The organism is Sphingobacterium wenxiniae (assembly GCF_900116225.1).
GTDB classification, from domain to species: Bacteria; Bacteroidota; Bacteroidia; order Sphingobacteriales; family Sphingobacteriaceae; genus Sphingobacterium; species Sphingobacterium wenxiniae.
This window is the reverse complement of record NZ_FOZZ01000004.1, coordinates 171,315-195,184: the sequence shown is the minus strand read 5'-3', so window position 1 is coordinate 195,184 and position 23,870 is coordinate 171,315. Positions and strand designations below refer to the sequence as shown.

Genomic DNA, 23,870 nt, shown 5'->3' with positions numbered 1-23,870 from the left:
AAGAGATGAGCGGCAAATTAATTATATTTTCAGCGCCCTCAGGTGCAGGGAAGACCACTATCGTAAAAAGATTGTTGGCTGACCACAGCGACAAAATAGAATTTTCCATATCTGCCAGTACGCGTGAACCTCGTACGGGAGAAGTAGATGGGAAAGATTATTATTTCATTAGCAAAGAAGATTTCCTACATAAGATTGCAAAACAGGAATTTATAGAGTTTGAGGAAGTCTATTCCGGCACTTTCTACGGAACGCTTCGGAAAGAAGTAGAGCGTATCTGGGCAAAGGGCAAACACGTGATTTTTGATATTGATGTTGTGGGGGGATTGCGTTTAAAATCTAAATTTCCGGAAGAAGCGTTGGCCATCTTTGTCAACCCACCATCCTTGGAAGTTTTGAAAGAAAGACTTCGTGGAAGGGGTACCGACTCAGAAGAGAAACTACAAGAACGATTTGCAAAGGCGGAACACGAATTGAGCTATGCTGATAAGTTTGATGTTGTGCTGAACAATTTTGATCTGGAAGTAGCTTGTGAAGAGGCAGAAAAGTTGGTGTTGGAATTTATAGGGGGTAAAGAAGAAAGAGGAAAGAAGAAAGAGTAAAGATTCTTGGTTCTTGTATCTTGGCTCTTTAATCTCAATACTAATGAAAAAAATCGGTTTATTCTTCGGGTCATTCAATCCTATACATGTGGGGCATCTGATTATTGCAAATTATATGGCCAATTATACGGAGCTTGACGAAGTTTGGTTTGTTGTATCTCCCCAGAATCCCTTTAAGGAAAAAAAGAGCTTGGCGAATATGTACGACCGTTTGGAGATGGTTAACCTTGCTATTGAAGGTACTGAAAACCTTTATGCTTCGGATATTGAATTTTCTCTACCGAAACCGTCCTATACTATCGATACATTGACCTATCTTGCTGAAAAGCATCCTACAAAGGAATTTATCTTAATTATGGGCGAAGATAATCTTATCGGTCTTCCGAAATGGAAGAATGCGGATATTCTTTTGCGTGATTATCGAATTATGGTCTACCCACGGCCCGGATACGATGGGGGAGCATTAAAGAGCCATCCGTCAATTTCCATGACCGAAACCCCGGTAATGGAACTTTCTTCCACCTTTGTGCGACAGGCTATAAAAGCCGGTAAAAACATCCGATTTTACGTCCCGGATAAGGTCATTGACTTTGTGGATAAGAAGGGGCTTTATAGCTTCTGAAAAAAGATAGAATTCTTTATCGGTAGGGGTGTTGGGGTGTACGCCAAGATAGAATAAAATTGCTATATTAGGCTACTGCAAATTATAGCTTAAAGAAAAATGCCTGAAAAGAGTCCGCTTCATTTATGGAGGGAATCCGTATCATCCAAACCCTCTCCTAGAGATACGTTTAAGGGAATGCACCTCGCCGTGCTGCATCAAGCTTCCCGGCTAAAGCTTGATGGGGGGCTTTTGTATATCCAACTTAAGGTACAAGATTTTGTGTTATGTGAATTAAAAGGGCGACCGAAGGATATGGTTTCCTTTGAGCTGCCCAGTGAGGATGAAGAAATCTTATGGATTTGCCTGCAATTTCAGGGTAGGCTTACTTTCCCGAATGGCGGTACCAGCAAAGCGGATACCATCTTTACATTTAGTGCCGATGACCTCAACCTTACTGTTCAGCATGAAAAAGTATGGGTACTATTTATGGGGGTGTCCGGTGTTTCCAAACCACAGCTTATGGCCGAGTATCCGAAACTAAGAGAGTATGCCGGTAAACAGGCTGATCGTATGGGGATGGCTCTTCCTATTACCTATGTAGAACGTCAGGCTTTGGAGGTATTTTCTCGATTGACCTTTGGCCCGTTTATTACACAGCACCATATCGCGCAGTTATTGGGTAAGTTTTATACCTCTTATATTGAGCAGCTAAGGAGATATGAGAAGGGGAATGGTAAAGATATATCTTTGGTTCCCCTCTACCATAAGGTACTCGCCTATATACATGAAAATTATATGAAGGAGGGGCTGAACCGGGAAATGATTGCTAATGCGTTTAATTGTTCACCGCGAAGTATAAGTAGAGCATTTGAAGGGCGGTCTATTACTGTGGGGGCTGCCATCCAAAAGGTACGGTTGTACAAAGGACGCGAGCTTCTGCGCAACAATCCCGAGTTAACGATCGAGCAGATTGCCGTTACGCTCTATTTCACCGATGCAAAACATTTTGCTAACCAATATAAAAAGCAGTTTAACCAAACCCCTCGTCAGGACCGTAAAAATATTGCCGATTGGAGGTAGCTGTTCTGTAAACAAGGAAAGCTCTTCTGTTCCGTAAGATAGCTGTTGCAACCTAAGAGCTATCTGTTCGGTGTGTTTAGCTATATTCTTTGTGCTGTAAGGTGACTCTTCTACTGTTTAAGCAATCTGTTTTCTTAAAGTAGATAGCTTCTGAGATCTATGCGTACCCTCTTGTGATCGTATAGCTACCTCTAAAATTCTGGAAGCTCTCTCCAATTTCTTCCGAGATAGCTTTTCTATTAGGATAGGTTGCTTCTAGGCTCTTAGAGCTATCTTCGCTATAACGAGAGATAGCTTCCTGAACAGACAAGTTTTCTTTTTTGTTCGGGGAGCTATCTCGTCTCACAGCCAAGCTATCTCTTTTGTCTGCGAAGATAGCTACTTTGTCAGAAGAGATAGCTGTTTTGGCGGAAGAGGTAACTCGCGTGTTTTTCTGAAAAGCAAAAATGTTTAACTGAAAATCAGTGTTTAAATGGCTTTTAAGGCTGTTTTTTCTCTGCTTTTTCTTGAAACCTGAAGAAGGAAAGGTGTAAAAAAAGGACAAAAGTATTTTAGGGGTACCCTTGAATCCGTCCTTTTTTTACACCTTTTGGCTGTTTTTACACTGCATCTTTGTGTTGTACATGTACATAGAATGTTAAATTTTAAAAAGTTAAAGAAATGAGTGCAAAACCAGTATTTAAAAGCAAGAACGCAACCGATTTGTTGCGTGATGCAGAACACATCTTATTGAAGATGACAGAAAATGCAGATTTATTCGCCAATCCGGTCCCATCGTTAACCGTCTTGGAAGAGCGGTTGGAAGCGTACCGCACCGCTTTTGCAGAAGCTACCTTCCGAGACAGAAGAGCGGTGGTGCTAAAAGGACAGACAGGAGTTGACCTTCAGGAAACAATCTATCGGCTATCGCATTTTGTAGATGCGGTTGCCTTGGGTGACCCAGCTATTATTCTTGCCGCAGGATTCCGCATAGCTTCACCTACTACAGTCCGAATAGGCCGAACACCCAAAGCAGAGAACCTGCGTGCAACCCACGTACAGGTTGGGTTAGGAATCATCCAATTGCGTGTCAACCCATGGAGGCCAGCACGAATGTACCGTTACGAATATCGGGAGAAAGGGACAGAAGAATGGATTGGCTTTTTACACAGCAAATCATTTGTTGAACTAAGTGATCTGACGGCGATGCGAGAGTATGAATTCCGGGTTTCCTATATAGGAAGGGATGCCATCCTTAACTTTAGTGATGTTGTAACAGCACTGGTCGTTTAATCAGGACAGGGGGCAATACCGTTTTGCCCCTTGTATTTTATTCTTAACTTTATAACAACAAGATTATGGAAACAATCACTACGGACCATTTACTTCGCAAAATAACGTTGCGGTTCGATCGGGGAATAGCTCCTCCTGAGTTTGAAACTGTGGCTTTGAAATATTATCAGGAAATTCATGACCGCACTTATGCTATCAAAGAGCGGGTACAAAGTGCTAGGCATCTGATCCCCGGGTTTAATTTTCAAATAGAGGAGTTAGCGGAATTATTCAGAGAAGCGCGTCAGAAATTTGATCACCTGGAGGTGATGCTCCCGACAAATCCGGTCAAGGAGTTAGTCAGAACACAGTTAAAGAATCTGTTGATCAAAATTACAGCACTTTGTGATGATTTTGTCCCCGAAATGATAGAAGCCGTAGAGGAGTATTTTGGTTATGACGATTTTATTTTTGAGCAGGACCAATGGATGAATGAAGTTGCGTTTCCGCAGTTTAGGAAGGTTATTCAATTCTATGAGGATTGCTCCGTTGATATGGTTGTCTTTGACGAAGATCTCGATGATTTCAGGGGAACTTTAGGTTTCGTGAAGCGGTTGGAGAGTAAGTACTATGAAGAAATGGATCAACTTATCGAACTGTTTGGTGTTCTAAACTACGATTTAGATGGGTTCTTTAATAAAGTCGAGGAATTTGATAAAACCTTGATTATGTAGCAGTTTTTCCCGGCATTATAATTCAAGAATAAGGGCACCGTGTGTATGGTGCCCTTATTTTTTTTGATGGATGCTACCTGCCCATCCAACCACCGTCTACGGTAAGAATCGTTCCGTGTACATAATCAGAAGCTTTGGAAGCGAGGAATACTGCAGGACCTTTGAAGTCTTCAGGTTCGCCCCAGCGACCAGCAGGGATACGTCCCAAGATAGAGGCTGAACGTTCCGGGTCATCACGCAAGGCTTCGGTATTGTCTGTTGCTATATAGCCTGGAGCAATCGCATTTACATTGACGCCTTTCGAAGCCCATTCGTTAGCGAAAGCTTTGGTCAACGAACCAATTGCTCCTTTGGAGGCGGCATAGCCAGGAACAGTAATACCTCCCTGGAAAGTCAGCAAGGATGCGGTGAACACAATCTTACCGGAGCCGCGGGCAATCATTTCTTTCCCGATTTCGCGTGTCAATATGAATTGGGCATTTTGGTTTACCTCGATGATCTCGTCCCAGTATTCATCCGGATGCTCTGCCGCAGGTTTCCGCAAGATGTTTCCAGCATTGTTGAATAAAATGTCAATGGTGGGGTGATCGGCTTTTACCTGCTTAATAAAAGTATAGAGGCTCTCCCTGTTAGAGAAGTCACACTGATAAGCTGAGAAGTTCCTCCCCAAAGCCTTTACAGACTGCTCTACTTTGGAGTTTTCCAATTCCAGCGAAGCAGAAACGCCAATAATATCCGCACCCGCTTCCGCTAAAGCTTCCGCCATAGCCTTACCTATACCTCGTTTGCAACCCGTCACTAAGGCTACTTTTCCTGTTAAATCAAATGTATCTAATATCATGCTTATAGGATGTTAGGTAAAAAATGCTGTGCTTCGACTCCGCTCAGCATGACAATATTTTTTACCTTATTTTAATTTCACCTTCAGTGGTTTTTTTATCTGTTCGGCTTTGTCCTCCACAAAATCCTCCCATGCATCAGCTGATGTTATCTTACCAGCTCTGTCCCAAGTTGCCCCATTGTAATAGGTAAAAGGCTTTCCGTTGACTAAAGTGGTGTGAAGCAGAAACTGCTTGACATCATTCGGGATAAAAGTAACTTTGCCCCTTGGAATGATAACAGCCGTTCCTGTATGTCCGTGATTTTGGATATTGGGCTCCCAATAGGCTAAGGAGCTATCTGAATGGTCATAATCGTATTGTGGGTTGCTTTCGCCCCTTTTGACCAAACCAATAACAATCGGTGTGGTTTTGGATGGTTGACCGTTCAATTCCACAACAACCTTGTTAAATTGTTGACCGGCATCTAAGCTGATCGTTTTGCTGAGAGAAATGGTTTGTCCGGCAAAGTCCTGTTGTTCAAATATCAGTTTGAACGTAGTCCGTAAAGGGCCATTGTCCAAGACCTCGTATTGTCTGTAGTGCTTGGTATAGGTGATCTGATTATCAAAATATAAAGCCATATCGCCCATTCCCAGGGTTTGCCCTACGGAATAATAGTCCAACCCTTCGCCATGATCACGGTGATAATCGTCGGTCTTATACCACTTGTTGACGACAAGGTCATTTGTCCTTTTTGACCAAAAATCGAATCCCTGTGCATCTTCAGATGTTCCTTCCAAGGCTTTTCCATAAGCGCGAAAGGCAACTACGTCATTTTCCCAAGCAAAATCATCCTTTCTTTCTGGAACATAACGAGCAAAAGCCTTGGACGGGTAAACCTCAGGCTTATCTGCTGTTACCACAAGCTGTAACTTCCCGTTTGCTGTCACAGGCACCTGTATCAAGACGTTCTGTGGAACACCTGTCCCCAACTTTTCGAGCTGGTGGATATAGGTTGTTCCGGTAGTCTTGTCTTTCACGGTGAAGATGGTATCTACACCGAAATGCCGGCTGAATTTGGCAAAAGGAATCTCAATAAGTTCTATCCGGTTTTCATCCAAGGGATTTTGTACATGAATGGTCTTTTGCGCCAGTAAGGGGCTGATGCTGCCACCGATTAAGCAGGCGATTACCAATAGCTTTTTCATCTTCTTAGCGTAACTCGGTGATTGCACATTTGTCCATATCGTCATAGTCTAGGTTCTCCCCAGCCATACCCCAAATAAAGGTATAGTTGCTGGTTCCTGCACCGGCATGGATGGACCATGGTGGTGAGATTACAGCCTGCTCGTTTCGCATCCAGATATGGCGGGTTTCGTTTATCGGTCCCATGAAATGCGATACGGCCTGCCCTTCTGGTACTTCAAAATAGAAGTAAACTTCCATCCGGCGATCGTGTGTATGCGCAGGCATGGTGTTCCATACAGAGCCTGGTTTTAATTCGGTCATCCCCATCTGTAGCTGACAGGTCTCCACAATTTTGTGGAGCAGCATCTGGTTGATGGTACGGTGGTTCGCTGTTTCCAAAGCACCGAGTTCAATTTTATTTGCTTCTGCTTTGGTTACCCTTTTGGTTGGGTAGCTGTGGTGCGCAGGCGTGGAGTTTAAATAGAATTTTGCCGGATTGTTTGCACTATTGCTGGAGAAATAAACTTCTTTTGCACCTTTTCCGATATATAGCGCTTCTTTATGAGCGATGTCGTACACCGTGCCATCTACCTCGACCTGTCCATCGCCTCCGACATTAATAATGCCCAGTTCTCTACGTGAAAGGAAGTAAGGTTCCTTAAGAAGGGCTTCTATGGTTTCTAATTGCAGCTTACCGGCTACGGGCATTGCACCACCCGCCATATACCGGTCGTAATGTGTGTGAACAAAATGGATTTTATCTGCTTCAAAGATTGTTTCAATAAGAAAATTATCCCTTAAGCCTTGGGTATCCAGACCTTTAGCTTCGTTTGGCCCAATAGCATATCTGCTCTCGAAAATTGTATTGTTCATAATCTAAATCGTTGTTGACAAATAACTAATATAGGGCTTAAAAGGGATAATCGCGAAAGAAATTTACTCAAACGTTTTCGTAAGTGGTAAGGGTATTTTGAAACGAGCTGTAATCAGCCACCCTTCTCGATGGTTGAGGAATGATTCCTGTTTTTTTGAAAATGTTTTCTTTAAGCAATGTGGATAATTGTTTACTTTTAGTGAAAAATCTAACGAACATGAAACACATTTTTAGTCTCCTATTGATTCTCTTTATTAATATGTATGGTTGGTTTTTGCCAATCTCCCCGAACCGAACAAACAAATTTTTCATTTGTTTTCATGACGGATATACATATTCGGACGGATGCGGCTGTCATTTCGGCGTTTAATCAACTTATTGATACCGTGAATAATCTTGATGTGGATTTTGTAATCTCTGGCGGCGACCAAGTCTTTGATGTGATGCGTGGCAATCAAGCAAAAAGCGACTCATTGTTTGCATTGTATAAAACATTAAGCAGTCGGATAAAGGTTCCTGTGTATAATACTGTGGGCAATCATGATCTATTTGGTATTTACCCGGAAAGTGTAGAGGACGCGACTCACCCGGACTATAAGTATGAAATGTTCCAGCGTTATTTTGGGGATACGTATTATTCATTCGATCACAAAGGTTGGCATTTTATCGTATTAAATGCTTTGGATGTGGTGGATAAGAAGTTTATTGGGCGGATAGGGCAGGAACAATTAAATTGGTTGCAACGAGATTTAGCTAAGGTATCAAAGGAAACCCCCATTGCGATAACGTTGCATATTCCGGCACTTACAGCATTTGACCAATTGTATCCTGAGCCTGGGAAACAGAACGATGGCCCGGAGCTGGTGGATAGAGATATGTTGTTGGATGTGTTCAAAGACCATACACTTAAACTAGTGTTGCAAGGTCATCTACATTGGTTAGAGGATTTGAACATAGAAAACAAGACACACTTCATTACCGGAGGGTCCGTTGCTGGTCGTCCAACATGGCGGGGAACAAAATTTGGACCTCGGGGCTTTCTTCTTTTTGAGGTCAAGGACGACCAATTTGATTGGAAGTATGTGGAATATGAACAACCATCTAATTAACAAGATAACTTTGTATTCAATTATTTGAAACAATTTCCTTTCCGCATTGTTATTAAAGAAACAATTAAAAAGGAAAAATATGGACAGCTTAGATTTAAAAGGAAAATGGAATGAGTTAAAAGGGAAAATCAAGCAACAATATGCAGATTGGACCGATGATGATTTGAAATACGAAGAAGGCCAAGACGAGGAGTTGTTGGGTAAAATCCAACAGAAGCTTGGTAAAACACGTGAAGAAGTAATTGACTGGTTGAAAGGGTTAGGTTAGTTTTTTCATTAAGTTTAGTTTATGGAAGCGCAGAGACTTTATTGTCTCCGCGCTTTTTTCATTAGTTTACTCTATGGTTTTGGAATCTATTATTCCCGACTTTTGCATTTAAATAGCTGTTTAATTTTTCCTACATTCGCATTATGGCAAATAAAAAACCAACGATTTTAGTCGTCAACGACGATGGCATTACCGCTCCTGGAATTAAGGTGCTTTTGGAGGAAATGCAGAAAATAGGTCGGGTTGTGGTCGTTGCGCCCGACAGTCCACAATCCGGTATGGGCCATGCCATTACCATTGGCAGACCATTACGCCTGGATAGAATCGACCTTTATGAGGGCGTGGAAATGTATAAATGTTCTGGTACCCCTGTCGATTGTGTAAAACTTGCCGTCAATAAGATTTTTAAAGGGACAAAGCCCGACTTATGTGTGTCGGGGATTAACCACGGCTTGAACTATTCCATCAATGTGCTATATTCTGGAACGATGTCAGCAGCGGTAGAAGGTGCAATCGAGGATATTCCCTCTATCGGTTTTTCTTTGGATGATTTTTCACACCATGCCGATTTTTCCCATTGCCGCCCATACTTGATCAGCATTGTCCAACAGGTTCTGGAAAACGGCTTGCAGAAGGGTGTTCTGTTAAATGTGAATTTCCCGCATAGCAGTAAGGAGATAAAAGGCATTAAGATTTGTCGCCAGGCTACCGCCAAGTGGTTTGAAGAGTTTGATGAACGGATGGATCCTTATAATCGTGAATACTTTTGGATGACCGGACAGTTCAAGTTGTTGGATAGAGGGGAGGATACGGATGCCGCTGCGCTGGCAAACGGATTTGTGTCCATTGTACCGACACAATTCGATATGACGGCGCATCATGCCATTACGGAACTGAACTCGTGGAGCTTTGATAGTGACAGGAAGCATGAAGAATAACATCTGGTTAGGGCTGTTACTTGGCCTTATATTTCCGCTGTTGGCTTTTGTGTTGAGTAGATATACCTCTTTAACCGACCTCTTGCCTGCTGGCAAAGAAGGCGTGCCATATATTGTTGCGGCTGCTGTCAACCTCATTGCGGTGAGGCTCTTATACCGAAGGGATCCCCAACTGGATAATGTGGCGAAAGGCGTAGTGCTGATTACCTTTTTGGCGATGTTGGCATTTCTGTACACACAAAAAATAAGTATTTAAGCAAAAATAAGTCGAATAATCATTCACATGACTCACATCTCAAATCCCACATCTCACATCTCAAATCTATCATTAGGATTTTCTCCCTGTCCGAACGATACCTTTATTTTTGATGCCCTAATCCATCATAAAGTGGATACACAGGGATTTACTTTTGATGTAGAATACCATGATGTCGAAACATTGAACCAAAAGGCTTTCCGTGGTGAACTAGACATTACCAAACTCAGCTACCATGCCTTTGCGTATGCACAAGATAAATATGAGCTTTTGGATGCAGGAAGCGCTTTGGGCTTTGGTGTTGGGCCCTTATTGATTGCAAAAGATGGTGTTTTGGTAAAAAGGTTGCGGTCTTTGTTAGCCAATAAAGAACCTTTGGCCGAGCAGGATACAAAGCTTCGGGTTGGTATCCCAGGAAAATATACAACCGCCAATTTCCTTTTGGGCTTGGCATTCCCGCAGTTACAGAATAAGGTAGAATTGGTTTTTTCCGATATTGAAAACGCCTTGTTGGAAGGAAGGATAGACGTAGGGCTGATTATTCACGAAAATAGGTTTACCTATCAGGAAAAAGGACTCCTTAAAGTTATTGACTTAGGCGACTTTTGGGAACAGCGTACGGGATACCCCATTCCATTGGGTGGTATTGTCGTGAAAAGAAGTCTGGACGAACGTATCAAGCAACAAATTAACAACTTGGTTAGAGAAAGCGTGGAATATGCTTTTGCCAATCCTAAATCGGGGTTGGAATATATACGTTCCCATGCGCAGGAGATGGAAGAAAGTGTCATGTACAAGCATATTGAACTGTATGTTAACCGCTATTCTGTAAACTTGGGTGAGGAGGGGCGAAGTGCTATTCAGTATATGTTTGCGCAAGCGCAGGAACAGGAGCTAATCCCAGAATCCAACCAACGGATTTTCTTAACAGAATAAAGGAGCTTTTTTGATTGGTATATCAAAAACAAAACCGTTTAAACAACGCCTTAGGACGAAAATGAGATAGACATTATAGATGTTATGCCGTACCTCAATAATCTTTCCGTAACAAATTAAAAAAATAACCTTCAACCCTGTAACTTATCATATCTAATACCTAAATTTGCCCGATTAGTGTCAAAATGTCTGCAATAACAGAATTGGAGTCATTATTGTACGGCAACACACAGAGAAAAAAGTATTATGTTAAAATTTTTAAGCAAGTTATTTGGTAGCAAGTCTGAACGCGATATCAAAGCTATACAACCAATCGTAGATAAGATTAAGGAAGAATACGAGAAACTGTCCTCATTGACCCACGATGAATTGAGGGGGAAAACCATAGCCTTTAAAGAAAGAATAAAAGAATATTTGTCAGATATCGATAAGGAAATCGCTGAGCTTAAGGCTGAGGCAGATCTTCCTGAGGTAGATATGACCAAAAAGACCTATCTATACGAGAAAGTCGACAAATTAACCAAAGACCGTGATAAGAAACTGGAAGAAATATTAAAAGAAATCCTTCCAGAAGCTTTTGCGGTAGTGAAAGAAACATCCCGTCGTTTAACTGAAAACAAAGAGTTAGAGGTTACGGCAACGGATTTTGACCGGGACATCGCAGCACGTAAACCAAATGTGACGATTAATGGAGATAAGGCAATTTGGCAGAATTCTTGGATGGCCGCAGGGACGGAAGTCACGTGGAACATGGTACACTACGACGTGCAGTTGATTGGTGGTATTGTGTTACACCAAGGTAAGATTGCCGAGATGTCTACGGGTGAGGGTAAAACGTTGGTGGGAACACTACCTACTTACCTCAATGCGTTAAGCGGACAAGGTGTACATATCGTTACGGTCAATGATTACTTGGCACGTCGTGACTCCGAGTGGAATGGCCCGTTGTTCGAGTTCCACGGTTTAAGTGTGGACTGTATCGACAAGCATCAGCCGAACTCTCCACAACGTAGAAAAGCATATCTTTCGGATATTGTATACGGAACTAACAACGAGTTTGGTTTTGATTACCTGCGTGACAATATGACGCAGACGCCGGATGCCATGGTACAGCGCAAATTGCATTTTGCTATGATTGATGAGGTGGATTCGGTATTGATTGATGATGCGCGTACGCCATTGATTATTTCCGGACCGATCCCTCGTGGTGACCAACATGAATTCTATCAGCTGAAACCAAGAATCGAACGCTTGGTCAATGCACAGAAAAACTATATCAACACGGTATTCAACGAGGCTAAAAAAGCCATTGCGGCAGGAGATGCCGATGTAGAAGGCGGAGGTATGGCCCTATTGCGTGCTTTCCGTGGTTTGCCGAAAAACAAGGCGTTGATTAAATTCCTTTCTGAAGGTAATCACCGTCAGATTCTGCAAAAAACAGAAAACTACTACATGCAGGAACAGAATCGCAATATGCCAAAGGTAGATGCAGAATTGTTCTTCGTTATCGATGAAAAAAACAACCAAGTAGAGCTTACAGAAAAAGGTATCGAATTGATTACAGCATCGGGTGAGGATCCAAGTTTCTTCATCTTGCCAGATGTTGGTTCTGAAATTGCCGATATTGAAAAATTGGATGTGCCGTTGGAAGAAAAAGCACAGCGTAAAGAAGAACTTCTTCGTGATTATTCTATAAAGTCAGAGCGTATCCATTCCATCAACCAATTGTTGAAAGCTTATACTTTATTTGAAATCGACGACCAATATATCGTGGATGAAGGTAAAGTGAAGATTGTGGATGAGCAGACTGGTCGTATTATGGAAGGACGCCGTTACTCTGACGGTTTGCATCAAGCCATCGAAGCCAAAGAAAATGTGAAGGTCGAAGATGCAACACAAACTTATGCGACCATCACTTTGCAGAACTATTTCCGTATGTACCACAAATTATCGGGTATGACGGGTACTGCTTCTACAGAAGCGGGAGAGTTATGGGAAATCTACAAATTGGATGTAGTTGAGATCCCAACAAACAGACCAATTCAGCGTGATGACCGCCAAGATTTTATCTATCGTACAGCACGTGAAAAATACAATGCTGTGGCTCAAGAAATCCAGCGTTTGACAGAGGAGGGACGTCCTGTATTAGTGGGTACGACTTCTGTTGAGATTTCGGAATTATTAAGCCGTATGCTTAAACTTCGTGGAATCAAGCATAATGTCTTGAATGCGAAATTGCACCAAAAAGAGGCTGACATCGTGGCGGAGGCTGGTCGTCCAGGTCAGGTAACGATTGCCACAAACATGGCAGGTCGTGGTACGGATATTAAATTGACCGAGGAAGTTATCAATGCGGGAGGTTTGGCTATTATCGGTACTGAGCGTCATGAGTCACGCCGTGTAGACCGTCAGTTGCGAGGTCGTGCCGGACGTCAGGGAGATCCAGGTTCTTCGCAATTCTTCGTGTCTTTGGAAGATAACTTGATGCGTCTTTTTGCATCGGAGCGTATTTCCAACATCATGGTGAGAATGGGTGTTGAAGAAGGTGAGGTGATGCAGCATAGCATGTTGACCAAATCTATCGAAAGAGCGCAACGCAAAGTAGAAGAGAATAACTTCGGTATACGTAAACGTTTGTTGGAGTATGACGACGTGATGAATTCACAGCGTACGGTAATCTATACCAAACGTAAGAATGCCTTGTTTGGCGAGCGTTTGGATGTAGATTTGAACAACACAATTTTCGATGTCGTAGAGGATGTTGTTCTTGAGGCAAAAGAAGGAGGAACCTACGAAGAGCTTCAAATCGAGGTGATTCGTTTGTTTGCGATAAATCCTGAAATCACAGAGGAGGAGTTTACACAGAGCAATGCGCACGTATTGACGGACAAGCTTTTCCAACAAGTTATCACACACTACCATAATAAGGCACAACAGATCGCGGCTCAGACATTACCTGTGCTGACCAATGTATTGGCAGAGCGTGGAGGCATGATAGAAAATGTTGTGGTTCCTTTTACAGACGGTATTCGTGGCATACAAGTTGCTGCAAATCTGCAGAAGGCAGTGGAGACAGAAGGACGTGAGGTTTTCAGATCATTTGAGAAAGGTGTTGTATTGGCCTTGATTGATGAAGCATGGAAAGAGCACTTACGCGAGATGGACGATTTGAAACAATCGGTACAAAATGCGGTTTATGAGCAGAAAGACCCGATTATTATCTATAAGATGGAGGCATACAACCTCTTCAAAGGTATGTTGGCATCCATGAACAAAGAGATTGTGAGTTTCTTGTTCAAAGGAGAGATTCCAGGACAACAGCAACCAGATCAGGTCCGCGAAGCGCGCCCTATACCGGCGCAACCTGCACAAGTAAAAGCCACCAAAGCGGAATTGAGTTCTCCGACAGGAGTATCTGAAGAAGACCGGGACACTCGTGAGCAGCAAATTACACAGCCGATCCGTAAGGAACAGACTGTAGGCCGCAATGATGAATGTCCTTGTGGTTCAGGTCAGAAATATAAAAACTGCCACGGCAAGAACAGTTAATAAAATTTAATATAAAGTGATAATGGCTCTAAGTAAGTGATTAACTTCACTTCCATCGCTGAGATCACTTTCATAACTTTTGAAAAAATGTTGCAGAAAGGATTGATACTAAGTTTAGCGTTCATTGGATTTATGCAAATAAGCAAAGCCCAAACGGGAATTGTGGAGGTTCAACGGGATACCTTGATCAGCTTATTGCAGGAATTTAGAGCGGAGAATGGTATCAATCCTACTGTAGCACGTATGGTAAGCCTTGGTGAACGTACAGCGAGTAAAAAAGGCGGAAAACGGGTAAAGGTGAGAGGTTTTCGGGTACAGATTTTCTCTGGATCAAGCCGTAATGATGCCTATGCTGTACAATCCCGTTTCCAAAGGAGTTATAAAGATGTCGGAAGTTATGTCACCTACGACGAACCAAACTACCGTGTGAAAGTGGGGGACTTCAGAAGCCGTTCAGAAGCCGATAACTTCATGCGTCAACTGCGTTCCCAATATAGCAATGTCTTTGTCTTTACGGAAGACATCTGGGCTTACGAATAAACAAAACAACCATGCCTTATCTACAGAATAAAATCAAGGAGTTAGCTAAACAGTACTTTAACGAAGTTGTTTCTATTCGCAGGCATTTACACCAAAATCCGGAACTTTCCTTTGAAGAATACCAAACGGCAGCTTTTGTAAAAGAAAAGTTGGATGTATTGGGCATTTCTTATGAATCTATGGCCAATACAGGTGTGGTAGGACTGATTGTCGGGGAAAAACCTTCGGACAAAGTATTGGCATTGCGTGCAGACATGGATGCCTTACCGATACAAGAAGTAGAAGGAAGGGTTTACGGGTCTCAAAATGAAGGCGTTATGCATGCTTGTGGGCATGATGTACATACTTCATCGTTATTGGGTGTAGCCCACATATTGCAATCCCTTCGTTCGGAATTTGGCGGAACGATTAAATTGATATTCCAACCAGGAGAAGAGCGATTGCCAGGGGGAGCTTCGATTATGATTAAAGAGGGAGTGTTGCAAAATCCAGCTCCGCAGGGTATCATCGGACAACATGTTATGCCTTTTATAGAAGCTGGCAAAGTGGGGTTCCGCTCCGGGAAATATATGGCTTCCTGTGATGAACTTTTTATGACGGTAAAAGGAAAGGGAGGACACGGAGCACATCCACATCAAAATATTGACCCAATTGCTATTACAGCACAGATTATTACAGCATTGCAGCAAGTTGTCAGCCGTCAGGCCGACCCACGTACTCCGACCGTATTGTCTTGGGGTAAAATCGTGGGCAATGGTGCTACCAACATTATTCCTGATGAGGTATATCTAGAAGGGACATTTCGGACATTCGATGAAAACTGGCGTGGCGAAGCTCACCAAAAAATGGTTAAGATGGCTGTCGGTATTGCGGAGAGCATGGGGGCAACCTGTGACTTTGAAGTACGTAAAGGCTACCCTTTCCTGATCAATGAAGCAAAAATCACAGCGTCTTCTCGAAAGGCTGCTGTAGAATATCTCGGAGAAGAGAATGTCTTAGAATTGGACATCTGGCCAGCAGCTGAAGACTTTTCCTATTATTCACAGGAGACCAATGCCTGCTTCTATCGCTTAGGTACAGGTAATAAAGCGAAAGGAATATATTCGGCAGTGCATACACCAACGTTTGATATTGATGAACAAGCTTTGGAACTAAGCATCGGTTTGATGTCCTATATTGCCTTAAAGCAATTGGAATCCTCCCTTAACCCCTCCAAAGGAGGGGGATATTAAGCAATGTCCTCACATCACATCGTTCGGGAAAATCAGGAACCTGCTTTATTGATAACATCTTTTAAAGTATTGGACCAGGAGCTTATCGGACAACTGCTGGAGTGGAGCCCAACAGTTTTTACGGATGAGGATACGGTAGATTTTCTGTTGGCTGAGGGTATCAAGGTAGATTTTGTTATCGCTCCTACCGAAAGAAAATTCCCCCAGACACAAGTAAAAACCATCCCTCTGTTTCGTGGCATCATCGAAGATACATTACGGTATTTGGTAGAGCATCGATATGGTGCGGTTAATATGGTCTGTGATAAGATTCCTGAGAGCATATTTGCTTATAGTAAATATGTCAACATTGTGCTTTTCGTTGAGGAGAAACGCTATGTATTAGTGCGGAGGAAATACGAAAAGTGGAAACAAAAAGGTGAAAAAATCCATGTAAGGGAGGACCAATTGAAATCTTTGGTGGGTATAGCCAAAATAGATAAAGACTGCTTTCTGACCGAGCAGGACGGATTTATCTATTTGGAATTCAATACGGACGATTTTGTTTTACTTGGGGAAGAGATTTAAGCGTTATGTCCTACACTATTCGTAAAGCTTTGCCAGCGGAAGCAGACATTATCCATCACATAGGAAATGCAGCCTATTATGCTACCTATTCCGATATTTTAAGCAGGGAGCAGATTGTATTTATGCTCAATAGGAGCTATACACCAGATGCTATACGTGATACTATGAGCGGAGGTCAGGATTTTTATTTGCTTTGGGAAGGGGAAGAGGCTGTTGGGTTTATTGCCATTCAAGTTAAAGATAAATGCTTATTGCGTATTGAAAAGCTCTATCTTCTGGCTTCCTGCCAAGGAAAAGGCTATGGCGCAGCACTTATACAGTTTGCAGCGGAAGAAGCCCGGAAAAGAAGAGTGGATACTTTGGAGCTTAATGTAAATAGAGGGAATAAAGCGTATTACTTTTACCTTAAACAAGGATTCGAGGTTGTACAGGAGATAGATATACCGTATTTCGGCTTTATTCTGGATGATTACGTTATGCAGAAGAAAGTATAGTACAAAAAGTGAGCGACCGAAAGTCGCTCACTTTTTGTACTAATCCCTTAGTTTTTCTACGCGAGAAGGGGTCTGTGTTCCCTGAACAATACCTTCCACACCTTTAGCAATAGCCTCAATGCTCGACACGATGTTTTCGATGTCCAAAGTTTCTACTTCATCGCTGACGGTATGGTAATAATCATCCTGGTCAATTTGTACCGTTGAAAAGGTATGTGCAGGTACACCTAATGCTGCAAGTACCGCATTGTCACTACGATAAAATAGGTTTTGTTGCGGATAGGGGTCGGGATGAAAAGTAAATTCCGTTCCTTTAAGATTTTCCTGCATCAATTGCCCCAGGTTTGAGGCATTATATCCAGTGATATAAAGGGAGTTTGGTCCAAACTTTGAATCTTTTCCGATCATTTCCATATTAATCATGGCCACAACCTTATCCGGGTCTATTTGGTTAGAGAAATATTTGGAACCAAACATGCCGATTTCTTCAGCAGTAAAGGCAACAAATATTAATGTCCGCTCATTTTTATTCAATTTTTTGAAGTGTTTTGCTAGACTGATAACAGCCGTTGTTCCTGAAGCATCGTCATCGGCTCCATTGGCGATGGAATCCTGTTCTACAGCATCCAATACACCGATGTGGTCATAATGCGCTGAGAATATGACGAACTCGTCAGGCTTGGATTTTCCGGGCAAAACAGCCGCCACATTGAACAAAGGAAAATCCTCTCTGCGGGTTGCTGCGTTAATTTGGAAAGTCTGTACAGGTTCCTTTTTGAGGATAAAGACCTTGCTTGGCCCATCTTCTACGTTGTCCTGCTTTGGAACAACACTCTCTTTCGGGAAGATCTTCTTAAAGCGCTGTAGCATAGGTCCGAAAGAAGGATCTACCCAAACGATATTGGAATTCGGATTGTTGCGCACAATCTCCCGAAAGCGTTGGGAGAAATCCTCTCCGGCTTTGATTTCCAGGGTTTCGACAGTACTATCTTGATTCCAACTTACTTGAGGAGCACTACTAATCATCACAAAGTCTTCGTTTTTCAGCGTTGTACCGTTGATGATGACTTGTTGTTCCAAGGAATTGACCTTGGTCATGTAAAAAGTCTGTCTGTAGTTTTCTTCAGTGTAAGATTGAAGTCCGACAGATTTGAATTCATCGGCAATGAAATCTGCTGCCCGCTCAATATCTTTACTCAGTGCCGCTCGACCACGCATATCATCGGAGGCTAAAGTTTCAATAATACGTTTGACATCATCTTTGTCTGCCACCTGAGCTGTGGAAAATAAGAAATAAGCCTGGCTGGCAAGCAGTAAGAGATACGAAAGGATGTTTCTTTTCATCATGTTGTTGTCTTAATATCACTTGTTTCCTCCAAAAAATTTTTATTCAAGAGGAGTTATGTATAAATTTACCTTATTATACTCTTCTATTGTTGGTAAGGGTAAATTTCTCTAAGTTTGATAAAAGTATAAAAATATGAACGAAGTTACAGTACAAGAGTTAAAAAACATGATCGATAATCAGGAGGACTTTCAACTGATTGATGTTCGTGAAACATTTGAATATGAAGTCTCCAACTTGGGTGGATTGAATATTCCGTTGGCAGGTATTGTCATTGAATCGGATAAAATCTCCAAAGATAAACCGGTTATTATTCAATGCCGTTCGGGAAAACGCAGTGCACAGGCCGTGATGTTATTGGAGCAACAGGGTTTTGATAATCTGTCCAATCTCCAAGGCGGGATACTTGCCTGGAAAGAAGAAATCGATCCAGAACTGGATGTGTATTAAGAATGATACTATTTATACTTTTGAAGTTTTTAAAACTTCAAAAGTATAAATACTCGAATTATAAAAACCAATTGCAATCCTTGTGAATTTCTAAACAAACTATCTGTTTGTAAATAAATAATATAATTCTTTTGTTTTGTTGCTTAGCTGTTTAAAGTTTAGCTAACTTTAATATGTGATTTGGGATAGGGAGAAGGTGTAAAAAAAGGATCAATATAAACATAAGAACGCTATGGCGAATACAAATTCATCAAATCAAAGTTTTTTCGAAAGCGTACAACGCAATTTTGACAAGGCGGCTAAACAAACCCGTTTTGACAAGGGAATTTTGGATCAGATTAAAGCCTGTAATTCTATATTGCGGGTGAAGTTCCCTGTGAAGATAGGAGACAGTATTGAGGTTATCGAAGCCTATCGGGTGCAACACTCGCACCACAAACTTCCATGTAAGGGAGGTATACGATTTAGCCTAGAGGTGGATCAGGAAGAAGTAATGGCTTTGGCCGCACTGATGACCTATAAATGTGCTATCGTGAATGTTCCTTTCGGAGGTGGAAAAGGTGGGATTAAAATCGATTCCAAAAAATACTCTGCCTTTGAGTTGGAAAAGATTACACGTCGTTATACCTCCGAACTGTGCAAGAAGAACTTCATCGGCCCGGGGATTGATGTACCTGCACCTGATTATGGAACGAGTTCTCGGGAAATGAGCTGGATTGTGGATACCTATGCCTCTTTGAACCCGAACGATCTTAATGCACAAGCTTGTGTAACTGGCAAACCTGTTTCACAAGGAGGCGTCAGAGGACGTACGGAGGCTACAGGATTAGGTGTATTCTTTGGCGTCCGTGAGGCTTGCTCTTTCCAAGAGGATATGGATCAATTAGGGCTCACCACGGGGGTTGCTGGGAAACGGGTTATTGTGCAAGGTCTAGGTAATGTAGGTTATCACGCTGCAAAATATTTCTACGAAGGTGGCGCCAAATTGGTGGGGTTAATCGAGTATGACGGGGCTATCTACGATGAGAATGGATTAGACTTGAATGCTGTCCAGGCACATAGACAACAAACGGGAGGCATCTTGAACTTCCCGGGGGCAATTAGCTTCTCTAATCCAGCAGAAGGTTTGGAACAGCCGTGTGATATTCTTATTCCTGCGGCTCTGGAAAGTGTTATCCACGCAGAGAATGCAGACAAGATACAGGCAAAGATTATCGGTGAAGCGGCTAATGGTCCAATAACAGCGGAAGCGGATGAAATTCTAAACAAAAAAGGTATATTGGTTATTCCGGATATTTATCTGAATGCTGGAGGGGTAACGGTTTCGTATTTTGAGTGGTTGAAGAACCTGAGCCATGTGCGTTATGGACGATTGGAGAAACGCTTTAGCGAAAATATGTACCAAGAGTTGATTGATATTATAGAATCTACAACAGGCAGAAAGGTTTCGGAATTGGAACGCAAGACTATTTTGAGAGGGCCATCAGAAATTGACTTGGTGCATTCTGGTCTGGAAGATACTATGATTGGTTCTTACGGCGAAATCCGGGAGATTTATAAAAACCGCGAAGGCGTGGAAGATTTGCGTACAGCAGCATTTGTCTGTGCTATCGACAAGATTGGCGTGGCTTACGAAGAGTTGGGCATCTTCCCATAATGGAAAGTTAAGTTGATCATATTTCCTACCTTTGTCACATGAAGGATTTGACGCATCAGACAAAGCAGGCATTCTATTTCAGCTTAGGCTTTTATATACTGGCGATACTGTTTAAGGTGTTACGCTTTCCATTAGCGGACATACTGATCAGTATCGCTTTGCTTTTATCCCTGCTCTGGGTTGTTTTGGTTCTTCGTGAAGTTATGCTCTCGCCCAAGTTGTCTAATATGGAGCGCATGTTGCTGATCCTGTTTATCATCTTTGGAAATATTATAGCAGGAATAGCCTATTTCTTTTTCATTCGGGAGAAAGTCCTGCACAAACCAAAAAGTAATAAATAACAATGAAAAAATATTTTATCCTCAACATCGTGTTGAATCTGGCAATAGCCTTTATTGTATATAGCGGAATAGTATCCTTCCAAACGGGTAATCAAATGGTATTATTCATTTCTATTGCACTATTGGTCGTGCTCGTTTATTTGAAGGTGGTGCTGTTAAAGGTAGTTCGGAAGGAAACGAAGAAATAAATTTGTAGAGACACAATACATTGTGTCTCTACAATAGAAATATTATTTCACAAACGGTGGTTTTTTCACTACGGCTTTCACCGCTTGGTTACGGATAGAAACATAGATTTCTGTTCCTTCTTTAGCGAAAGCAGCATCTACGTAGCCTAAGCCAATAGATTTTTTCAAGGTTGGTGATTGCGTTCCGGAAGTCACGCGGCCGATTTTGTTGCCTTCCGCGTCCACGATCTCATAGTCGTGACGAGGGATACCACGGTCGATCATTTCGAAACCGACTAATTTCTGTTTCACGCCTGCTTCTTTCTCTGCTTTAAGGTTGGCGGAGTTCACAAAGTCTTTCGTGAATTTGGTTACCCAGCCCAAACCTCCGGCAAGTGGAGAAGTCGTGTCATCAATATCATTGCCATATAGACAAAAGCCCATTTCCAAGCGAAGCGTATCACGTGCGCCCAATCCTATTGGCTTGATGCCGTATTCAGCGCCGGCGGCAAAGATGGCATCCCATACCTGTTGGGCATGCTCATTAGCAACATAGATTTCAAAACCACCAGCGCCGGTGTAGCCTGTTGCAGAAACCAATACATTGTCCACACCTGCAAAAGTACCTTTCTGGAAAGTATAGTATTCCATAGGAGCCAACTCGATGTCCGTCAAAGATTGTAATGCATCGGCAGCTTTAGGGCCTTGTACGGCAAACAAGGAAGTCTGATCAGAAATGTTCTTCATCTCGACACCATAAGTATTGTATTTGGAAATCCAATCCCAATCTTTATCGATGTTGGAAGCATTGACAACCAAAAAATAAGTCTGTTCGTCAATCCGGTATGTTAAGAAGTCATCTACAATACCACCATCTTCATTTGGCAAGTAGCCATATTGCACTTTTCCGTCATAAAGCTTAGCAACGTCGTTGGATGATACCTTTTGAAGTAAATCTAATGCTTTTTCACCCTTAATGATGAACTCGCCCATGTGACTTACATCAAAAACACCGACTCCGGTACGTACGGTTTCGTGTTCGTCATTGATGCCGGAATATTGTACAGGCATGTTGAAGCCTGCAAAAGGGACCATTTTAGCACCTAAGGCAATATGGTGCTCTGTGAGTGCCGTGTTTTTACTCATATCTATTTTGATAAATCAGTTTTTTCAAAATTACGCAAAAAAAGAGCATATTTAGAGTTCTTCTTTATGATAATTTCAATTTGTGTATTCGATAGAAGCCCAATAAAAAAGCCGGATCTAAGATCCGGCTTTTCTACAATAAATATATTAAATCTGTATTAGATAAGTTTTACATTTACCGCATTAAGACCTTTACGGCCTTGTTCAACTTCGTAAGAAACATGATCGTTCTCACGAACTTTGTCTACCAATCCTGATACGTGAACGAAAATTTCGCTTTCGCCAGAATTAGGGATAATGAAACCGAAACCTTTGGTTTCATTAAAGAATTTTACTACGCCTTCTTGCATTTTTGTATTGTATTAATTTGTATTATTTATAAAGGTATGGATAATTTTTCGAACCTAAGGTTTTTATTTTTAAAATAATTAAACGAAAATGTGCAAGGAAGGTCAAACAAATCAAACACATAAGGGTATTATATACAGTATTAGAAAAATAAAAACATGAAGAAATTAATTTTATTTTTAATCGCCATATCAACGTTATCTATGGTAAATGCACAATCCAATTCTTATGAATTCAGCAGAAAAGTTTCTACTCGCGGATACGCTGAGCGAGAAGTAACACCGGATATTGTCTATCTTTCCATTTCCTTGCGGGAGTATTTTGTGGATGGTAACACAAAGAAAAAAGTAACAATAGAAACATTGGAAAAACAGCTTTTTGATGCGGCTATGGCAGCTGGGGTGAAGAAAGAAGATTTTACCATCCAGAATATTTATAGCTATAACTACGATACAAAGAAAAAAGGTAACAATGAGCTTTTGCAAGCGAAGCAATTTCGTATTAAAGTAACAAACCTAAACGGCTTGAACACAATGTTAGATAAGGTGGACGCCAAAGGCTTACAGAATACATCCATCAATGGATACGACCATTCGCAAAAGCGTGAAATTGAAAAAGAACTAAAGGTTGCAGCGGTACAGGATGCTCGTACCAATGCGGAGATTATTGCATCTGCGACAGGGGATAAAATCGGTAAAGTATTAGTTATAAATGATAACAGTTCCTTTGGCTGGAATGACATTATGCCCTCACCACGAATGTATGCAACGATGGCTAAAGTAGAATTGCAGTCTGCGGACGCTTCTGGAGCAGCCCCTGACTTGGATATTAGTGTCAAACCAATAAAGTTGACTTGTAATATTGACGGGGTTTTTGAACTTCAATAAATAGATGGATACAACTCCTCTTTCTCCCAGGGATCGCATAGATAAAGATTTTAAGTGGGTCATTAGACTTGCCAACCTTATGGATGGCAAGTTTAAGATTGGAAATTTCCGTTTCGGTCTGGACCCTATCTTAAACTTCTTTCCCATTATTGGGCAAACACTAAGTTTTGCTATTTCGATTGTTCTGGTTTTGGTGATGTTCCGTAATGGGGCAAGCTCTAAAGTAGCGGTCAAAATGCTGTTGAATGTCATGGTGGACGCTATAGTGGGAAGTATTCCTATCCTCGGTAATATCTTTGACTTTTTCTCGAAAGCCAACCAACGAAATGTTGAGCTACTACGGTCGCATTATTATGAAGGAAAACATCAAGGTAGCGCCAAAGGCATATTATTGGGCCTGTTTTTGGGCTTATTGCTTCTTTGCGTTCTATTGCTGTATGGTCTGTGGCGATTTGGTGAATGGATTATACAGCTATTTTAAGTCAA

At 41.8% G+C, this 23,870-nt stretch carries 27 protein-coding genes; 21 read left to right on the top strand and 6 right to left on the bottom strand.

What is annotated here, in order from left to right:
* The first annotated feature begins 5 nt into the window (after positions 1-5).
* The 5 genes from gmk (at position 6) to BM375_RS07415 (ending at position 4,271) form a co-directional block, all read left to right on the top strand.
* Positions 6-602: a guanylate kinase gene (gene gmk, locus BM375_RS07440; protein ID WP_093364883.1), complete on the top strand. Its 597-nt coding sequence runs from the start codon at positions 6-8 to the stop codon at positions 600-602.
* 43 nt (positions 603-645) lie between these two features.
* The gene (nadD, locus tag BM375_RS07435) at positions 646-1,224 is read left to right on the top strand and encodes a nicotinate (nicotinamide) nucleotide adenylyltransferase (protein ID WP_093364881.1); all 579 of its coding nucleotides are present in this window, start codon (positions 646-648) and stop codon (positions 1,222-1,224) included.
* A gap of 99 nt (positions 1,225-1,323) precedes the next feature.
* Positions 1,324-2,286: a helix-turn-helix domain-containing protein gene (locus tag BM375_RS07430; RefSeq protein ID WP_093364879.1), complete on the top strand. Its 963-nt coding sequence runs from the start codon at positions 1,324-1,326 to the stop codon at positions 2,284-2,286.
* A 660-nt stretch (positions 2,287-2,946) separates the two neighbouring features.
* A complete protein-coding gene (locus BM375_RS07420) occupies positions 2,947-3,558 on the top strand; it encodes a fibronectin type III domain-containing protein (RefSeq protein WP_093364875.1) in 612 nt (203 codons plus the stop codon).
* A 65-nt stretch (positions 3,559-3,623) separates the two neighbouring features.
* On the top strand, positions 3,624-4,271 hold the full coding sequence (locus BM375_RS07415; protein ID WP_093364874.1) for a hypothetical protein: 648 nt from the start codon (positions 3,624-3,626) through the stop codon (positions 4,269-4,271).
* A gap of 73 nt (positions 4,272-4,344) precedes the next feature.
* Here BM375_RS07415 and BM375_RS07410 read toward each other — a convergent pair whose 3' ends face one another.
* The 3 genes from BM375_RS07410 to kduI form a co-directional block, all read right to left on the bottom strand.
* A complete protein-coding gene (locus tag BM375_RS07410) occupies positions 4,345-5,109 on the bottom strand; it encodes an SDR family oxidoreductase (RefSeq protein ID WP_170852619.1) in 765 nt (254 codons plus the stop codon).
* A 69-nt stretch (positions 5,110-5,178) separates the two neighbouring features.
* Positions 5,179-6,300 (bottom strand): DUF4861 family protein, encoded by a 1,122-nt coding sequence (locus tag BM375_RS07405; protein WP_093365016.1) that lies wholly within the window; start codon positions 6,298-6,300, stop codon positions 5,179-5,181.
* Between the two features lie 4 nt (positions 6,301-6,304).
* A complete protein-coding gene (gene kduI / locus BM375_RS07400; RefSeq protein WP_093364872.1) occupies positions 6,305-7,153 on the bottom strand; it encodes a 5-dehydro-4-deoxy-D-glucuronate isomerase in 849 nt (282 codons plus the stop codon).
* Positions 7,154-7,474: 321 nt separating this feature from the next.
* Here kduI and BM375_RS07395 point away from each other — a divergent pair, with 321 nt between their 5' ends.
* The 10 genes from BM375_RS07395 (at position 7,475) to BM375_RS07350 (ending at position 17,043) form a co-directional block, all read left to right on the top strand.
* On the top strand, positions 7,475-8,263 hold the full coding sequence (locus tag BM375_RS07395) for a metallophosphoesterase family protein (protein WP_170852613.1): 789 nt from the start codon (positions 7,475-7,477) through the stop codon (positions 8,261-8,263).
* A gap of 79 nt (positions 8,264-8,342) precedes the next feature.
* The gene (locus tag BM375_RS07390) at positions 8,343-8,531 is read left to right on the top strand and encodes a CsbD family protein (RefSeq protein ID WP_093365015.1); all 189 of its coding nucleotides are present in this window, start codon (positions 8,343-8,345) and stop codon (positions 8,529-8,531) included.
* Positions 8,532-8,674: 143 nt separating this feature from the next.
* Complete coding sequence (surE, locus tag BM375_RS07385; RefSeq protein ID WP_093364870.1) at positions 8,675-9,469, top strand: 5'/3'-nucleotidase SurE; 795 nt, start codon at positions 8,675-8,677, stop codon at positions 9,467-9,469.
* A complete protein-coding gene (locus BM375_RS07380) occupies positions 9,459-9,725 on the top strand; it encodes a hypothetical protein (RefSeq protein WP_093364869.1) in 267 nt (88 codons plus the stop codon). The genes surE and BM375_RS07380 overlap by 11 nt, the downstream gene beginning before the upstream one ends.
* 27 nt (positions 9,726-9,752) lie before the next feature.
* Positions 9,753-10,661 carry a menaquinone biosynthesis family protein gene (locus BM375_RS07375; protein WP_093364867.1) on the top strand — a complete coding sequence of 303 codons (909 nt, stop codon included), beginning with the start codon at positions 9,753-9,755 and terminating at the stop codon, positions 10,659-10,661.
* A gap of 246 nt (positions 10,662-10,907) precedes the next feature.
* Positions 10,908-14,210 (top strand): preprotein translocase subunit SecA, encoded by a 3,303-nt coding sequence (secA, locus tag BM375_RS07370; protein ID WP_093364865.1) that lies wholly within the window; start codon positions 10,908-10,910, stop codon positions 14,208-14,210.
* A gap of 87 nt (positions 14,211-14,297) precedes the next feature.
* The gene (locus tag BM375_RS07365; protein WP_093364855.1) at positions 14,298-14,750 is read left to right on the top strand and encodes an SPOR domain-containing protein; all 453 of its coding nucleotides are present in this window, start codon (positions 14,298-14,300) and stop codon (positions 14,748-14,750) included.
* Positions 14,751-14,761: 11 nt separating this feature from the next.
* Positions 14,762-15,982: a M20 metallopeptidase family protein gene (locus BM375_RS07360; RefSeq protein WP_093364854.1), complete on the top strand. Its 1,221-nt coding sequence runs from the start codon at positions 14,762-14,764 to the stop codon at positions 15,980-15,982.
* A 3-nt stretch (positions 15,983-15,985) separates the two neighbouring features.
* Positions 15,986-16,549: a hypothetical protein gene (locus BM375_RS07355; RefSeq protein WP_093364853.1), complete on the top strand. Its 564-nt coding sequence runs from the start codon at positions 15,986-15,988 to the stop codon at positions 16,547-16,549.
* Positions 16,550-16,554: 5 nt separating this feature from the next.
* Positions 16,555-17,043, top strand: coding sequence for a GNAT family N-acetyltransferase (locus BM375_RS07350; protein WP_093364852.1), 489 nt, complete (start codon positions 16,555-16,557; stop codon positions 17,041-17,043).
* A gap of 39 nt (positions 17,044-17,082) precedes the next feature.
* Here the strand turns inward: BM375_RS07350 and BM375_RS07345 are convergent, their stop codons facing one another.
* Positions 17,083-18,390, bottom strand: a complete 1,308-nt coding sequence (locus tag BM375_RS07345; protein WP_244525846.1) for a M20/M25/M40 family metallo-hydrolase — start codon at positions 18,388-18,390, stop codon at positions 17,083-17,085.
* 133 nt (positions 18,391-18,523) lie between these two features.
* On the opposite strand from BM375_RS07345, the gene BM375_RS07340 reads away from it, so the two are divergent.
* The 4 genes from BM375_RS07340 to BM375_RS07325 all read left to right on the top strand — a co-directional run bounded on the left by BM375_RS07340 (position 18,524) and on the right by BM375_RS07325 (position 21,024).
* Complete coding sequence (locus BM375_RS07340; RefSeq protein ID WP_093364850.1) at positions 18,524-18,838, top strand: rhodanese-like domain-containing protein; 315 nt, start codon at positions 18,524-18,526, stop codon at positions 18,836-18,838.
* A gap of 232 nt (positions 18,839-19,070) precedes the next feature.
* Complete coding sequence (locus BM375_RS07335; RefSeq protein ID WP_093364844.1) at positions 19,071-20,495, top strand: Glu/Leu/Phe/Val family dehydrogenase; 1,425 nt, start codon at positions 19,071-19,073, stop codon at positions 20,493-20,495.
* A gap of 38 nt (positions 20,496-20,533) precedes the next feature.
* Entirely contained in the window at positions 20,534-20,836 is a 303-nt protein-coding gene (locus BM375_RS07330; RefSeq protein ID WP_093364843.1) for a hypothetical protein, read from the top strand.
* Positions 20,837-20,838: 2 nt separating this feature from the next.
* Complete coding sequence (locus tag BM375_RS07325) at positions 20,839-21,024, top strand: DUF6358 family protein (RefSeq protein ID WP_093364842.1); 186 nt, start codon at positions 20,839-20,841, stop codon at positions 21,022-21,024.
* 42 nt (positions 21,025-21,066) lie between these two features.
* Here BM375_RS07325 and gcvT read toward each other — a convergent pair whose 3' ends face one another.
* Positions 21,067-22,149 carry a glycine cleavage system aminomethyltransferase GcvT gene (gene gcvT / locus BM375_RS07320; protein ID WP_093364841.1) on the bottom strand — a complete coding sequence of 361 codons (1,083 nt, stop codon included), beginning with the start codon at positions 22,147-22,149 and terminating at the stop codon, positions 21,067-21,069.
* A 158-nt stretch (positions 22,150-22,307) separates the two neighbouring features.
* Entirely contained in the window at positions 22,308-22,499 is a 192-nt protein-coding gene (locus BM375_RS07315; RefSeq protein WP_093364840.1) for a cold-shock protein, read from the bottom strand.
* Between the two features lie 156 nt (positions 22,500-22,655).
* On the opposite strand from BM375_RS07315, the gene BM375_RS07310 reads away from it, so the two are divergent.
* Positions 22,656-23,384, top strand: coding sequence for an SIMPL domain-containing protein (locus tag BM375_RS07310; RefSeq protein WP_093364839.1), 729 nt, complete (start codon positions 22,656-22,658; stop codon positions 23,382-23,384).
* A 4-nt stretch (positions 23,385-23,388) separates the two neighbouring features.
* Positions 23,389-23,865: a DUF4112 domain-containing protein gene (locus BM375_RS07305; protein ID WP_093364838.1), complete on the top strand. Its 477-nt coding sequence runs from the start codon at positions 23,389-23,391 to the stop codon at positions 23,863-23,865.
* Positions 23,866-23,870 lie beyond the last annotated feature (5 nt).